The sequence below is a fragment of the Sabulicella flocculans genome, from assembly GCF_045449635.1.
GTDB lineage: Bacteria > Pseudomonadota > Alphaproteobacteria > Acetobacterales > Acetobacteraceae > Roseococcus.
The window spans coordinates 52,118-64,981 of the sequence record NZ_JBJJBR010000017.1 but is presented as its reverse complement, the minus strand read 5'-3'; the positions used below and the strand labels follow the sequence as shown (position 1 = coordinate 64,981).

Below are 12,864 nucleotides of genomic sequence, written 5' to 3'. Positions count from 1 at the left end.
AGGCGCGGCCGAGGGAGAGCGGTGCGCGGTCGAGTTCGGCGCCGAGGCGCTCCGTGGCGCGCAGCAGCGCGGGGAAGACCCGCTCGGCGGTGAGCTTGCCCTCGCTGCCGAGCTTGCGGAGCTCGCCGATCGAGACGCCGAGCTCCCGCTCCAGGCCCTCGGCCAGCAGCGGCATGGCCTCGAGGATGGAGCGGAGCTCGTCGCCCTGCAGCACGCCCGAGGCCAGTGCCTGGGCGAGCTGCAGCGTCGCCGAGGAGATCTCCTGCGTGGAGGCGCCGGAGACGATGGCGACGCGCTGCAGGCCGCCGACGAGGCGAACCACCTGGTCGGAGGTGGCGCCGGTCTCGCGGGCGGCGATCGAGAAACGCTGGAAGGCGTCGACGCTCTCGGAGACCGCCACGCCGGTGGACAGCGCGTTGCGCTACAGCGCCTCGTAGACCTGTCCGGCGCGCTCGACCGAACCGGTGGCGTTCTGCAGGCGCGACAGGCCCTGAGTGAGCGCGTCGCCGGCCTGCACCAGGGCGCGCGCGGCGACTGCCACGCCGGCGATCTGGATGCCGCGGGTGGCGACATCGAGCAGTTCGAGGGAGCGGGACGCGCGCTCGGCGCCGCCCTTGATCTGGTCGAGGGAGCGCTGGCCGGTCTCGCCGACCTCGCGCAGCCCGGCCTTGACCCGGGCGGCGTCGTCCAGCGAGAGGCGGACCGAGACGCGGCGGGTGGCGTCAGCCATGTCAGGTCGTCTCCCCGTCGCGGCGGGCGGCGCTGCCCTCGGCCATGCCGATGCGGATGGCGAGCAGCAGCTCGGCGGCGGCCCATCCGGCAGCACCAAGGTCGCGCGCAGCGGCGAGTGCGCCCGCGGTGTTGAGCGTCAGGCCGGCCATGGTGACCTCCGCGCAGGCGGTGCCGGCGGCCCAGCAGGCGTGGCCTTCGACGCTGGTGGGAGCCAGCGCGGCGTAGGGGCACGCGTCGGCGCAGTCGCGGCCGAGAGCGGCGCAGCCGCGGCAGTATTCGGGCCCGCGGCCGAAGTGCCAGGCAGCGCGAGCCCTCAGCCGTTTCCCTCGGCAGCCACCGCAGCGACGGGCGCCGTCGCGCGGTCCCAGAACGCCGCGGCGATGTCGTCGAGGTCCATCAGGCGCTCGACCGCCTCGGGCGAGAGCGGCAGCGGCTTGCCGGCGGCGTCGCCGATACCCTCCCAGGCGGTGACGGCATGGCGGGCCAGCGCCTTCACCAGGAAGGCGAAGGAGAGACCGCGCGACATGTCGGGGTCGAGGTCCGGGTCGGCGATGCGGATCGCAGCGAGGCGGCGTGCGGCGGCGGCCTGTGCGGCCGCCATGACGGCGGTCGTCACGGGCCGGATCTCGACGCGGACGCCGCGCGGCAAGTCGAGCCAATACGGCTCGGCCGGGAGGTCGAGGAGGAGCATCGGATTCTCCATTGTGGGAAAGCCGGGGGTAGCGGGATTCGCTTCAGTGCGACTCGATGGCTCCGAACGGCCAGCTTTCGATTGACAGCGGTCGCTCAGCTGAATCAGCAAGCTGACTGGAATCGGCCGATTGCGGACGGGCAGTTTACGGGCAAGTGGGTTGCGACCGCAGTCGCCCCCGCCGTACGCGATTTCGCTGCCGGATGGACTCGCCTAACGGTGGCGTCCACACTTCGCTAGTGACCAGCGACAGCGACAGAGACACCGGGACCGGGGATTCGGTTTCGACGGCTCCGACGGCCTCGACCGCGATGAGCGGCGAGTCGTTTTCCATTTTGAAGAGCGCGGAGGAGCTCGCGAGCGCTCAGGGTCATACGGAAGATGTGCCCTCCGAAGATGCGGCCGTTGATGCCGATCGGCCGTCGGCGGGGCACGGCGCATCGTCCTCCCCGTATGCGCCGGTCGGCCTTACCGACACGCGATCCGTTCGGGCCCGCCGGTGGAGCACGCTCGAATCGATAACCGTCAGCGGATTTAAAGCGACCAAGGTGGCGACTATCCCCCTCGACCGCGTCACCATCCTCGTCGGACCGAACGGCTGCGGGAAGTCTTCGGTGCTCCAGGCGATCCACTGGGCCGCGCGTGCAGCCAGCTACGTGCTACCCAAGAACACCAAGGAGATGATCTCCTTTGAGCGTCTCGACTACGTCCCGTCGAGCGACCCGCTGAGCACACTCCACAAGGGCGAGCTCAAATCAGACGCCGGATCGACGCCGGTCGAGGTTGTGTTTGCGCATCGGCCGGTTGGCGAAGAGACAGTCCAGGCCACCATCCGCATCCGTGCGGCGCGAAACCGCGGCGGCATCACGGCCTACATGGACGGTGGCGGTGCGGTCACGCCGTACAAGCAGCGCTTCCAGTTTATCACAACCTACATACCGGGGCTCGCTGGCCTGTCCGAGAAGGAGTCGATCCTTGCGCAACCGACGCTGCGTCGGCAGGCCGCCAGTGGCGATGCCGGTGGCGTATTGCGCAACATCCTTCTGAACCTTCGCAGCCGCAGAGTGGGCGAGACTGACGAGACGCAGGGGCGCGACAGGCTCGCCAAGCTTAACGGACTCGTCCAGCAGGTGCACCCGGGCGTCCAGGTCGACGTCGCGTTCGACGAGCGCGAGGACTACCACATCTCCGCTACTATTCGAACTGACGGCTTCGCCGGTCAGAGCCGACCGTTGGAGACCGCCGCAACCGGCGTGCTCCAAGTCGTGCAGATCTTCGCCTACCTGATCCTTTTCGAACCCAAGGTAATGCTGATCGACGAGCCGGACGCGCACCTCCACCCGGACAAGCAGGAGAGGCTCATCGAGGCGCTTGAGCGGGCGGCCCCTGCTTACGACGCCCAAATCATCCTGACGACCCACAGCCCCCACATCGTCCGCGCAGCGAGCCCGGCCGCAAAGCTCGTTTGGATGAGGGACGGAATAGTCGAGACGGAGGACGACGAGGCAATCCGACGGCTGCTCGGCTGGGGAGGTCTCGACAAGGCCGCGCTCTTCTTTGTCGAGGACGAGGACGACAAGCCGCTCAGAGCCGTGCTCCGCCAGTGGCCGGATCTCGCGCGGCAGGTCGCCGTGTGCAGGTGTTTCGGGATTGAGAATCTACCCCGAGACAAGTTCTTGGAGGGCCTGCTCGTAGACGGCAAGCTCAGGATCAGGGCTCTTCTGCACCGCGACGGCGACTTCATGAATGCCGACGAGGCCGAACGGTGGCGCCAAGGGTTTAAGACACCGGGCGTGTTCCCTTGGGTTACGTCCGGGTCGGACATCGAGGCCTACTTCTGCGAAACTGACTATCTCTGCGCGCTCTACAACGTGCTGCCTGCCAAAGCGGAGGAATGGCGACAGCAGGCGGCCAAGAAGGTCAACAAGGCACGTGAAACCTTCCTCGAAAAGCGCAAGAACGTGGTGCGCGTCGTGTGGCCGAACGGCGGATCGCCCGACGCGGAAGCGATGTGGACGGATGCGGGCGGCATCTCGCCGACCACGGTGAAAGGCAAACGGCTGCACGCTGCGCTGAAGACAGTCGTTAAGGCAGACGGGCTGGACGATTCATTGCTGAACGCATTTACAATCCCGACCGGATATACAGTGGCGCCCGAGCTCAAGGTCCTGATCGAAGAGGCATTCGCGAGCGAACTTGCTGCGGTATGAAGAAGAAGTGGCAGGTTTCAGTCGCAACGCCCAAAGGAGGATCGTAAGTGGGCGGAAGGCAGGCCGGAAAAGCCGCCTTCCACCCACGACCGGCTGTCAATGCCAGTGATCAGGCTCACGCGTACTCCGTCCCCGCCTGCTGGTTCTTCAGCATGGCGGTCATCATGCGCGTCGCCGTGGCGCTGAACGCCGCGCGGAACTCGAAGCTCGCCTCGACACCGGCAGGCCCCTCGATCGGCGTCTTGGCCAGCGCCAGATAGACCTCGTGCAGCGTGAAGGTGAGGCTGCGGTTGGCGTCGATGGTGAACGCGAACGCGAACTCCGCCGCGGTGCCGTTCTGCGCCTGCGTCAGCAGCGTGGTGTCTGCGAAGCGCGCGTTGATCTGGCCGGTGGCGCGGGCGATGCCGGGATCCGCGCCCTCGATCTTGCGGTCGGCGCGGATGGTGCGCACCGCCTCGACGTTATTCGAATAGGCGAGCCGCGCGCCGGTCACCTGCGCGAGCGCGGACCCGCCGCGAGAGATGGAGCCCTGCGCCTTGTTGAAGGCAGTGTAGGCGGCCGAGACCGGCGTGCCGCCCGAGGAGGAGCCGGAGCGGGTCGAGCCCTGGGCGATGAGCTTGATCGTCGCGGTGGCCGGCCCGGTCGGCGAGAAGTCGATCTCCAGCGCGTCGGCCCGCACGCCGGCGCAGACGTCGTAGCTCGGCACGTCGGGATAGCCGATCTCGATCGTCTGCGACGGCAGCGTCGCCGCGCCGGAGCCGAAGGTGTGGGTGAAGTTCGGGGCGGTGCCCGTGGTGGTCGGCGCGCCGAGCAGCAGCCGCAGCCAGTGGCCGATGTTGATCAGGTCGACCGGCACGACGACGTCGCCCTCGACGGTGACGGTGTCGAAGAACGGCGCGGCGGGATCGCGATTGCCGCCGAGGCCGATGACGTCCGCATCCAGCAGCGGCTGCTCGGCGCCGAGATTGCAAGAGAGAAAGGGCACGCGCCGCCAGTTGCCGCCCGGGGCGTTGCCGTAGGTCACCTCGGGGATCATGAGCAGGCGCGAGTTCGCGCCGATGGCACGGGGCATGGAGCGTCTCCGGGATCGGGATTAAGCCAGCGGCGAGCCTGCGACGGTGAAGGACAGCGTGACAGGGACGGAGGCGGCGCGCGCCGCGGTGGCGCCTTCGGCCTCGGCGTCGTCGAAGGACGGCGCGCCGGGCTGGGCCCATTCGACCGCGCCGCCGAGGGTGCGGTCGCCAGCGATCGCGGCAGCGATGTCGACCAGCAGCGCGTCGAGCAGAGCGCCGGTGGCGGCGACGATCTCGACCTCGGCGCGATGCTCGATCGCCCAGGCGAGCGGCGAGAGGATCGCGGTCTCCTCCACCGTCTCGCCGTCGCGCACCACCACCAGCCCACTGGCGGGCAGGCGCTGCGGGACGGTCTCGTTGCGCAGCAGCTTCGGGGCCGGGCTCCGGCCGGCCAGGGCGGCGCCCAGGCGGGCGTGCAGGGCAGCCAGGGCCGTCTCACGCGCACTCACGCGGGCCTCCCGGCTTCGGCCTCCCAGGCCGCCACGAAGCGCCGCGGCAGGCGACGTAGGGCGCGGAGCGACGCCCCGCGCACGTCGAGGCGCTTGGCCAGCTTCACCTGCGGCAGGAGCAGGAACATCGGCACCATCCCCTGTTCGAGCAGGCCGCGGGCCCAGGCCTCGCGGCCCTTGCGGTTGGCGGTGCCGACCTCAGCCACGCCGCCGGCGATGAGGCGGGTCCGCCGCCGTCGGCCCGTTGCTGCGCCCTGGCGCAGCGGCAGGCACCAGACGAAGCCCCGCCCCGAGCGGAACGGCCGGAGGAAGCCCTGGCCGGAGGCGACCATCTGCGCCGGCGTGACGCGCAGCCCTTTGTCGCCGCGGCCGCGCCAGCCGCGGGCGGCGTTGAAGCCGGTGGCGATCGCCAGGAAGCGCCCGCCGCCCTTTGGCCGGATCAGCGCCCCGCGCTCGAAGGCGTCGATGACGAGCGGAGTCTTGCTCCAGACCAGGCCGGCGGCGCGCATCGACACGCCGGTGCGCGGGAAGACCTGCGAGCGCCAGGCATTCGCGATGCCGCGGGCTTTCCCGCCCAAGGATCCGGTGACCTGCTGGCGCAGCTCCCCCTTGAGCGCGTCGGTCTCGGCGCGCACGGCGCGAGGGGCAGCACGCTCACCGGCGCGGACCTCCTCCGCGAGCGCCTTGCGGAGGTCGCCGACGATGGCGGTGAGCCGCACGGCTTAGCGCCGGCAGAGCACGCGCCAGGCTACCCCGGCGGCGTCCCGCTCGGCGCTGTCCACCGTCAGCAGGTCGGCACCGATGGCGAAGGTGTCGCCCGCCTCGATCGCTGGCAGCAGGCCGATGGCGACGGTCAGCACGTCGGTCGCGCGCAGCAGCGGCGTGTCGAAGGCGTCCACCACGCGATCGGGGCTGGAGCGCAGGATGCGGAGGGACACGGGCGCGCCGGTGCCCGCCGCCCGGTAGCTCGCCTCGACCCCGAGGTTCGGGTCGGCGGCGAGCACCGCCAGCGCATCGTCGAACACGCCCATGGCGGCTCAGCCCAGCCCGAGCCAGGAGGCGAGCTTCGCGCCGACCGCGGCGCCGACGATACCGCCGGCCGCGGCCGCGCCGGTGGCCGGGATCGCGGGCGACCCGCCCGGCAGGCCGCCGGCCGCCAGCGACAGCCGCGCCGTCAGGCCGGCCATCGCCTTGACCAGCTCGGTCACGGTGCGGGTGAGCTCGCGCATGTCCTTGTCGCCCTCGGCCAGGCGCCGCTCGATCTCGGTCAGGCGGGTGACGATGGTGCCGAGTTCGCGGTCATGGTCCGTCATCGGGTGACCTCCCGCTGCCGCTGCAGCCGCTGGTGGATGGTCCAGGCCGCGACGGCGATCACCGCGGCGGCGACGCCCCAGGGGCCGAGCGAGCGCAGCACCGCCGCCAGGCCCTCGGCATGCGGCGCCAGCGTGGTGACGGCATCGACCACCGCCGCCGCGGTCACGCCGGCGACCACCGAGCCCGCCGCCGCGCGGACCGTCCCGCTGTGGGCGAGGCCCGGCTGGACCAGGCCGGCCATGCGCAGGCCCTCCGCGATCGTCTCCGGCGCGTAGGGCATGCCGCCGAGCTCGTGGCGGATGATCGCCTCCACCAGCCCGCGCATGGTGGCCGCGTCGTGCAGGTCGACCGGGTCGTCGAGCCCGACACCGAGCCGCGCGGCGACCGCCGCCTGGTAGGCGCGGGTGTCGTTCTCGCTGCTCGGTGCCCAGCGCGCGACGATGCCGCGGACCGTGCGTAGCCCGTGCCGGTCCTGGTAGCTCTGCAGCAGCAGCGCCAGCGCCCGGATGCCGTGCTGGTGGGAGCGGAAGCGACAGAACCGCCCGTCCGAGGGCGGCGTCTCGAGGCCGAGCCACTTGTTCGTGGCGACGTGCTCGATGTTGCCAGGGTTGCGGTTGCGGTAGCCCCGGCTGGCCTTCGGATCGCCGCTCATGCGCCGGACGCCGGCACGCGGTTGAGCCAGACCCGCACGGTCGGGTCTGCGGCGAGCGCCGCCGCCGTGGCGATGCCGATCGAGAAGTTGCCGGTCGCGGTGGTGGTGACGCGGCGGTTGGTGTTGTCCCAGAAGACCCGCGCGCCGGCGGTGATGGCGAGCGCGGGCTCCTTGGTGAGGTCGAACACGCCCTGGGTGGCGGCCTCGATGACGGCGTTCTGCGCGCCGTCGACGGCGGCGACGCCGAACAGCGCGCCGACCAGGATGCCCTGGCCGGCGGTGACGCCGGCGGCATAGGGCACGGCAACGGCCAGGCTGTCGCCCGGCTGGACGAAGTTGCGCATGGGGATGGGGTCTCCAGAAACGCAGAAGGCGTCCCGAAGGACGCCCTCTGCGCGGGTTCACGATGGAAGGGGTGAGCCGGGATCAGGTGCCCGGGTTGAACCAGGCGCCGCGCCAGTCGATGGCGCCGACGCCGAAGTCGAAGATGACGCTGACCTCGACGCCATCGACGCCGGAGACCGGGCCGGTGGTGACCTGCGGCCCCTCTGCGCCGTTCAGGTAGCCGTAGACGTAGACCGGCGCCGAGAGCGGATCGGAGAACAGGTACCAGCGGTTGTTCTGGATCAGCGGCTCGACGAGCGGCTGCACGAAGCCCGCGAAGACGTTCGCGTTGCTGGTCTGCGTCGCCGCCACGCTCACGGTCAGCTGCCGCGCCGGCAGCTCCTGGTTCGGGCCGACCAGCAGACGCATCGAGGAGCCGACCGCGATCGGCAGCCCGTCGAGGGTCTTCTGGCGCATGATGGCGGCGCGGCCGGTCGCGAGCCCGCCGAGATCCAGTGCCGAGCCCGCCCCCGCCTTGTTGGCGCGCGCCGCGCCGGTGCCGAACACCGCGGCGTTGCCGGTGGTCAGCGTCGGGCCGTCGCCATTGGCGGAGTTCAGCAGGCCATAGGCGGTGGCGTTCTCGAAGTCGGCCACGCGGCGGCCGATGGCAGCGGCGAAGTCCGTGAAGGCGCCGAGGTCGTCGTTCACAAGCATGGGCCGCGTGACGCGGATGCGCCGCGCGAAGGTCTGCAGCAGGACGATCTCCTGGCTTTCGGACATGGTGCCGGCCTGGATCTCGCCGTTCTCCAGCAGCGGCAGCAGGGTCGGGAAGTCGCCCACGCGCAGGTGCCGGTGGGGCTTGAAGTCCCGAAAATCGCGGCGGAGGAAGATCTGGCGGTAGGTCGGCTGCGCCGGCTGGTAGGCGGCGAGCAGCATCTTGTTCGCCGCGGCCGAGAGCAGCAGCGGGAAGTCGGAGGTCGTGTGGAAGGCGCGTTCGGCGAGCAGCGTCGGGTTGCGCGGCACGCTTCGCTCGCCGCGGGCGCGGAGCAGCTCGCCGATCATGTCGGAGGGACGCCAGCCCATGAACTCGGCGTGGCGGCCAGTCCCCTGCGCCTGGTAGCCGGGCATGGAGCGGGCGGCGAGCGCCTCGGCCATGGCGTCGATCAGCATGGCGGGATCGTCGTGGCCGGGGCCGCTCTCCGGCCGCGCCGGCACGGAGGGCTTGGGCGCAGTCGTCACCAGAAGGTCGAACAGGGCGCGGCGGACCTGATCCGCCGACCAGCCGCGCTCCACCGCCTCGGTGCGGATCGGCTGAATGCGGTCCGCCGGGACGAGGGCGCGGGCGGCCTCGATGGCGGCATCGATGCCGGCGATGCGCTCCCGCTCGGCGCGCTGCGCCTCGGCACGCACGTCGTCGAGGTCGGGCGCCGCAGCCCGGGTGGGTTCCGGCGCCGGGGCGCTGGGCGTGGTGGTCACGGAGGTCTCCTGGGGCGGGGTGGTGGACGGCGCGGCGGACGGCGGCGCCGACGGGGCAGCAGCCGGCTCAGCCGGCGTCGTCTCGGGCATGATGGGTTCCTCGTCAGGCAGGGCGGGTTCGATCGCGACGGCGGGCGCGCCCTGCGGCGCCTCACCCCGCACCGCCGCATCGCGGTCCACCGGGACCGGCACGACGGAGATCTCGAAGGGCTCCCAATCCACCGCGCGGTGGACGGTCTCGCCGGTGGAGGCGTCCGGCCGCGGCTCGTAGCGGTGCACGCGGTAGCCGACGCTCACCGCGCGCAGCGTGCCGTCGGCGATCCGCTGCCAGACCGGCTCGACATCAGCGGCGGTGCTGAATTGCAGCGTGGCGTAGCCGCGGCCGCGCTCGAGGCGGGCGGCGGTGACGCGCCCGAGCACGTCGCGCGCACCGCCGCGGCGATGCGTGTCAAGCACCGGCGCCTGGCCCGAGCGCAGCGCCTCCATGCGCACCGCGTTCGGGGACATCTCCAGCTCCTCGGTGATGAGGCCGAGGGCGGGGACGAAGTTGCGGGCGCGGGCGCCGGTCGACCACACCACCTCGACCGTGCGCGCGGCACGATCGACGGTGGCCGGGGCCGCCAGCGCGCGCTGCGCCACGATCGGCATGGCAGGAGTCGCCGGCGCGGCATCGCTGCCGCCCGGCTCGGTCGTCTCGGACATGCTGGGTTCCTGGTGGGCGCCGCTACGGGGCGGCGTAGCCCTGCGCGTTGACGTAGACCTGCGCGCCGGTGGTCAGGCAGGCGAAGTTCACCGCCGTCGCCGCTGTGCCGCGCAGCGGCGTCGGGAAGGTGATGTCCACCGGGGTCGCCATCGCCGCCGGCAGCAGCTGCCGCCAGATCACCGTTGCCCCGTCCTTGATCACCACCTCCGTCGCGACGGTCGCATGCGCGTTCCGCACATCGATCGAGGTGACGTAGTTCCGGATGCCGGCGGCCGCCGCGGCCCTCAGCACCACGTCGGCCGTGCCGGTGATCCCGCCCGCGGCGCCGGCGTACTGCCAGTCCGCCTCCGGGATCGAGAAGGGCTTGTTCACCAGCGCGCCGATCAGCGTCGCCAAGAGGTCGATGCCGCGGCCGGTGGTCACCGCCGTGGGGTTCGCCGAGAGGCCCGTTGCCACCAGCACCGGCAGCGCGCCGGAGGTGTTGCGCGCCTGGCCGCCCACGGCCGTGAGCGTCGGCGCGATGGTGCTCAGCACGTTCACCCCGAGCCCCTGGCCGGCGACGGACTGGCCGCGCCCGGCGGTGATCTCGGTGGTGAGCTCGGCGTAGTCCGCGATGGTGACGAACTGCACCTTCACATCGGTGCTCGACGCCGGGGCTAGGTTCCGGCTGACCGAGGCCCAGCCGGTGTTGAGGTAGGCGCCGGAGAAGGTCGAGCCGACGAGGTCGAAGCTGTTCGCGTCGATCACTGTGATCGTGAAGGTGCCGTTCGCCCCCGGCACGCCGGAGACGTCCGCGACCGTGACCACGTCGTTCGTCGCGAAGCCATGTGCCGCCCGGGTGATCCGCACCAAGCCGGAGCCGTTGTTGGCGACCGCCGAGATGCCGTTGATGAACTGCCGGTTCCGCACCCGGATCCGGAAGCGGTAGAGCGCATTCGGCTCCGGGATCTGCTGGTGGCGGACATAGGAGTTCGACCGCGCCGCCGTGGTGTCGAGCTGCCGACCATGGAACCAGCACTCGTCGTTGGTCGGCTCGATCTCCAGCACCGACCAGCCCGCCGGCGCGGTGGTCGGGATGGTCGAGGCGGAGGCGGTGACGAGCCGCGGCGCGCCCTCGCTCCCCACCTCGTAATTCGCCAGCGTCGGGCTGGTGCCGTCGAGCCGCCAGGCGGCGGCGCTGCGGCCGTCCGGCTGGGCGGAGGTCGGGTCGACCGAGACCAGCTCGAGCCAGACCGACTGGCCGGCGATGCGCTGGCTGAGGTTCACCGCGACCATGACGCGCAGCGGGATGGTGAAGGCGGTACGGCTGGTCAGCACGATCTCGTCGTCGAGGGTCGTGCCGGTGGAGATGGTGACGGTGCCGTCGGCGACGGCGAGCGCCATGCCGCTGCCGGTAGCGGCGACGTCCCAGCGGGCCGGGTTGATCTCCGTCCCGTTGAAGCTGTCGCGGAACTTCTTCTGCATGCTCTTGATCTTGAGCATGTCGTCCGTCCAGTCGTAGGCGCCGGCGGTCATGCGGGGGCTCCTGGGGTTGGCTCGGCGCGGGGAGGTGCGGCGGCGCCGGTGGCGGCGATCTCGACCGCGGCCATCTGCGCGGCGTCCTGCGCGGCGCCGGACTTCGCGACGCGGCGCGGGTCGGTGTCGAGCGAGATGCCGGCCTCATCGAGCAGGGCGTTGGCCTCGCGGATCATCTCCACGGCGGCGCGGAAGTCGTAGCCGAAGGCGCCGGCGGCCTCTGGCTGCGGCACGAAGCCCGCACGCACCTGGGCGATGAGGGCGGTGGTGTCCTTCAGCGGGTCGATCATCTCGTGCGCCGGCGGGACGTGGCTGACGCTGTCCGGCATGGCGGCGCCCCACAGCCCGAGCAGCGCGCCCTGCGCGTGGAAGCGGTCCGCGATGGGCCGCACCAGCATCGGGATCAGCATGCCGTACTGCACCTGCTCGCAGAGACGGCGGAACTCGATCTTGCCGGCACGCAGCGACGAGTAGTTCGCCTGCGTCAGATCGCCCGACACTTGGTCGTAGGTGAGACCAGCGCCCACCGACGCCGCCTCGAGCGCGCGGCGGGCGAAGGCGGCGTGGCTGCCGCCGCCGCTCGGGTTCACTACCTCCACCGAGCCCATGCCGCGGCGGTAGAGGATCATGCCGGGCTCGAAGCTCTCGACGGTGCGGCCCTGCGCGTCGCGCAGGAGATTGGCTGCCGTGCCGGTGATCGCCTCGTCGCCTTCCTCGGAGACGACAGCCGCGAGGCACGCCTCGATCTTGGCTTTCATCAGCAGGGCGGCCTCGTAGTCGCCGAGATCGCGCAGCCGCAGCAGGACGGGGGCGAGCCAGGAGACATCGCGTAGCTGACCGGGCCGACGCTTGCGGTAGATGTGCAGCACCTCCGATGCAGGGATCCGCTCGCTGCTGAGCCAGGTCGCACCCGGCAGGATCCAGGCCGCGCCTGGATGCACGCGGTGCAACCAGTAGCGGATCGGCTCGCCCGCCTCGCCGAGCGCGATGCCCTGGATCGTCGGCGCGCCGTCCACCAGGCCGTTCCGCGCCGTGTCGAGGTGATCGCTCTCCAGCACCTGCAGGCGCAGGCCGATCGGATTGACGGGCGACGGAGCCACCATCAGGAAGCGGACGAAGCACTCGCCGCTCTCGACGACCGCGCGCATGACCAGCGCCTGCAGGCCGTACAGGTCGAGCCGGCCCTCGGCGTCGCAGGCGGTGCTTTCGGCCCAGCGGCGCCAGGCATCGGCGTGGCGCTGATCCGGCCAGCGGGTGGTGATGCCAGCGCCCACCGCATTGCCGGTCCAGAGATCGACGATGCGGCTGGCATAGGGGTCGTTGCGCACGGCATCCCGCGCGCGCCGCGCGACCGTCGCCGCCGCCATGCCAACCTCGGCCGTCGCGCTGCCGCCGGAGGGCGCCCACGCGGAAGCACGTCCATCCTGCGCCGCGGCGTAGCCTCGCAGCGCGTTCCACGCATCCCGGAGCCGGCCCATCACGTGCTTCCCCCGCGAGAGAAGCTGGCCAGCGTCACGGACGGACGGCGGGCGGCTGTCATCTCCGCACCGCGCAGCACGGCGAGCGCGCGGCCGAGATCATCGAGCGAGCGGTACTCCACGGTCTGCCCGTCGAAGGTCACGCGCGTGGTGCCGCCGGTGTAGGCCGCGGCGAGCGCGGCCGCGCGGCTGCCGGCAGGCTGCGCCAGCGCCCAGGCGAGGACGGTCGGATCCATGCGCGTCCTCC

General features: G+C 71.6%; 16 protein-coding genes. 1 reads left to right on the top strand and 15 read right to left on the bottom strand.

The window, feature by feature from the left end:
- From ACI6QG_RS14925 to ACI6QG_RS14910, 4 genes are all read right to left on the bottom strand, one after another.
- Positions 1 to 400, bottom strand: a 400-nt coding sequence (locus tag ACI6QG_RS14925) for a tape measure protein (RefSeq protein ID WP_407025370.1), incomplete at its 3' end; no start/stop codon positions are given.
- Positions 401 to 421: 21 nt separating this feature from the next.
- Complete coding sequence (locus ACI6QG_RS14920; RefSeq protein ID WP_407025369.1) at positions 422 to 730, bottom strand: hypothetical protein; 309 nt, start codon at positions 728 to 730, stop codon at positions 422 to 424.
- Position 731: 1 nt separating this feature from the next.
- Positions 732 to 881 (bottom strand): hypothetical protein, encoded by a 150-nt coding sequence (locus tag ACI6QG_RS14915; protein WP_407025368.1) that lies wholly within the window; start codon positions 879 to 881, stop codon positions 732 to 734.
- 164 nt (positions 882 to 1,045) lie between these two features.
- Complete coding sequence (locus ACI6QG_RS14910) at positions 1,046 to 1,423, bottom strand: phage-derived protein YdaY family protein (protein ID WP_407025367.1); 378 nt, start codon at positions 1,421 to 1,423, stop codon at positions 1,046 to 1,048.
- Positions 1,424 to 1,662: 239 nt separating this feature from the next.
- Here ACI6QG_RS14910 and ACI6QG_RS14905 point away from each other — a divergent pair, with 239 nt between their 5' ends.
- Positions 1,663 to 3,633 carry an ATP-dependent nuclease gene (locus ACI6QG_RS14905; protein ID WP_407025366.1) on the top strand — a complete coding sequence of 657 codons (1,971 nt, stop codon included), beginning with the start codon at positions 1,663 to 1,665 and terminating at the stop codon, positions 3,631 to 3,633.
- 115 nt (positions 3,634 to 3,748) lie between these two features.
- Here ACI6QG_RS14905 and ACI6QG_RS14900 read toward each other — a convergent pair whose 3' ends face one another.
- The 11 genes from ACI6QG_RS14900 to ACI6QG_RS14850 form a co-directional block, all read right to left on the bottom strand.
- Positions 3,749 to 4,705: a phage tail tube protein gene (locus ACI6QG_RS14900; RefSeq protein ID WP_407025365.1), complete on the bottom strand. Its 957-nt coding sequence runs from the start codon at positions 4,703 to 4,705 to the stop codon at positions 3,749 to 3,751.
- A gap of 21 nt (positions 4,706 to 4,726) precedes the next feature.
- Positions 4,727 to 5,155: a hypothetical protein gene (locus ACI6QG_RS14895; protein ID WP_407025364.1), complete on the bottom strand. Its 429-nt coding sequence runs from the start codon at positions 5,153 to 5,155 to the stop codon at positions 4,727 to 4,729.
- The gene (locus tag ACI6QG_RS14890; protein WP_407025363.1) at positions 5,152 to 5,874 is read right to left on the bottom strand and encodes a DUF6441 family protein; all 723 of its coding nucleotides are present in this window, start codon (positions 5,872 to 5,874) and stop codon (positions 5,152 to 5,154) included. The genes ACI6QG_RS14895 and ACI6QG_RS14890 overlap by 4 nt, the downstream gene beginning before the upstream one ends.
- 3 nt (positions 5,875 to 5,877) lie before the next feature.
- Complete coding sequence (locus ACI6QG_RS14885; protein ID WP_407025362.1) at positions 5,878 to 6,186, bottom strand: head-tail joining protein; 309 nt, start codon at positions 6,184 to 6,186, stop codon at positions 5,878 to 5,880.
- Positions 6,187 to 6,192: 6 nt separating this feature from the next.
- The gene (locus ACI6QG_RS14880; RefSeq protein WP_407025361.1) at positions 6,193 to 6,468 is read right to left on the bottom strand and encodes a hypothetical protein; all 276 of its coding nucleotides are present in this window, start codon (positions 6,466 to 6,468) and stop codon (positions 6,193 to 6,195) included.
- The gene (locus ACI6QG_RS14875; protein WP_407025360.1) at positions 6,465 to 7,121 is read right to left on the bottom strand and encodes a structural protein; all 657 of its coding nucleotides are present in this window, start codon (positions 7,119 to 7,121) and stop codon (positions 6,465 to 6,467) included. Before ACI6QG_RS14875 ends, ACI6QG_RS14880 begins: the two co-directional genes overlap by 4 nt.
- Positions 7,118 to 7,465 (bottom strand): DUF2190 family protein, encoded by a 348-nt coding sequence (locus tag ACI6QG_RS14870; protein WP_407025359.1) that lies wholly within the window; start codon positions 7,463 to 7,465, stop codon positions 7,118 to 7,120. Before ACI6QG_RS14870 ends, ACI6QG_RS14875 begins: the two co-directional genes overlap by 4 nt.
- A gap of 82 nt (positions 7,466 to 7,547) precedes the next feature.
- Positions 7,548 to 9,623: a prohead protease/major capsid protein fusion protein gene (locus ACI6QG_RS14865; protein WP_407025358.1), complete on the bottom strand. Its 2,076-nt coding sequence runs from the start codon at positions 9,621 to 9,623 to the stop codon at positions 7,548 to 7,550.
- 22 nt (positions 9,624 to 9,645) lie between these two features.
- A complete protein-coding gene (locus ACI6QG_RS14860; RefSeq protein WP_407025357.1) occupies positions 9,646 to 11,139 on the bottom strand; it encodes a ubiquitin-activating E1 FCCH domain-containing protein in 1,494 nt (497 codons plus the stop codon).
- On the bottom strand, positions 11,136 to 12,617 hold the full coding sequence (locus ACI6QG_RS14855; protein ID WP_407025356.1) for a phage portal protein: 1,482 nt from the start codon (positions 12,615 to 12,617) through the stop codon (positions 11,136 to 11,138). The genes ACI6QG_RS14860 and ACI6QG_RS14855 overlap by 4 nt, the downstream gene beginning before the upstream one ends.
- Positions 12,617 to 12,853: a phage head-tail joining protein gene (locus ACI6QG_RS14850; protein ID WP_407025355.1), complete on the bottom strand. Its 237-nt coding sequence runs from the start codon at positions 12,851 to 12,853 to the stop codon at positions 12,617 to 12,619. Before ACI6QG_RS14850 ends, ACI6QG_RS14855 begins: the two co-directional genes overlap by 1 nt.
- Between the last annotated feature and the right edge of the window lie 11 nt (positions 12,854 to 12,864).

Coding starts and splice junctions, on each gene's coding strand:
- ACI6QG_RS14920 (WP_407025369.1), bottom strand. CDS start 730: ATGGCTGACGCCACCCGCCGCGTCTCGGTCCGCCTCTCGCTGGACGAC.
- ACI6QG_RS14915 (WP_407025368.1), bottom strand. CDS start 881: ATGGCCGGCCTGACGCTCAACACCGCGGGCGCACTCGCCGCTGCGCGC.
- ACI6QG_RS14910 (WP_407025367.1), bottom strand. CDS start 1,423: ATGCTCCTCCTCGACCTCCCGGCCGAGCCGTATTGGCTCGACTTGCCG.
- ACI6QG_RS14900 (WP_407025365.1), bottom strand. CDS start 4,705: ATGCCCCGTGCCATCGGCGCGAACTCGCGCCTGCTCATGATCCCCGAG.
- ACI6QG_RS14885 (WP_407025362.1), bottom strand. CDS start 6,186: ATGGGCGTGTTCGACGATGCGCTGGCGGTGCTCGCCGCCGACCCGAAC.
- ACI6QG_RS14880 (WP_407025361.1), bottom strand. CDS start 6,468: ATGACGGACCATGACCGCGAACTCGGCACCATCGTCACCCGCCTGACC.
- ACI6QG_RS14875 (WP_407025360.1), bottom strand. CDS start 7,121: ATGAGCGGCGATCCGAAGGCCAGCCGGGGCTACCGCAACCGCAACCCT.
- ACI6QG_RS14870 (WP_407025359.1), bottom strand. CDS start 7,465: ATGCGCAACTTCGTCCAGCCGGGCGACAGCCTGGCCGTTGCCGTGCCC.
- ACI6QG_RS14865 (WP_407025358.1), bottom strand. CDS start 9,623: ATGTCCGAGACGACCGAGCCGGGCGGCAGCGATGCCGCGCCGGCGACT.
- ACI6QG_RS14860 (WP_407025357.1), bottom strand. CDS start 11,139: ATGACCGCCGGCGCCTACGACTGGACGGACGACATGCTCAAGATCAAG.
- ACI6QG_RS14855 (WP_407025356.1), bottom strand. CDS start 12,617: ATGGGCCGGCTCCGGGATGCGTGGAACGCGCTGCGAGGCTACGCCGCG.
- ACI6QG_RS14850 (WP_407025355.1), bottom strand. CDS start 12,853: ATGGATCCGACCGTCCTCGCCTGGGCGCTGGCGCAGCCTGCCGGCAGC.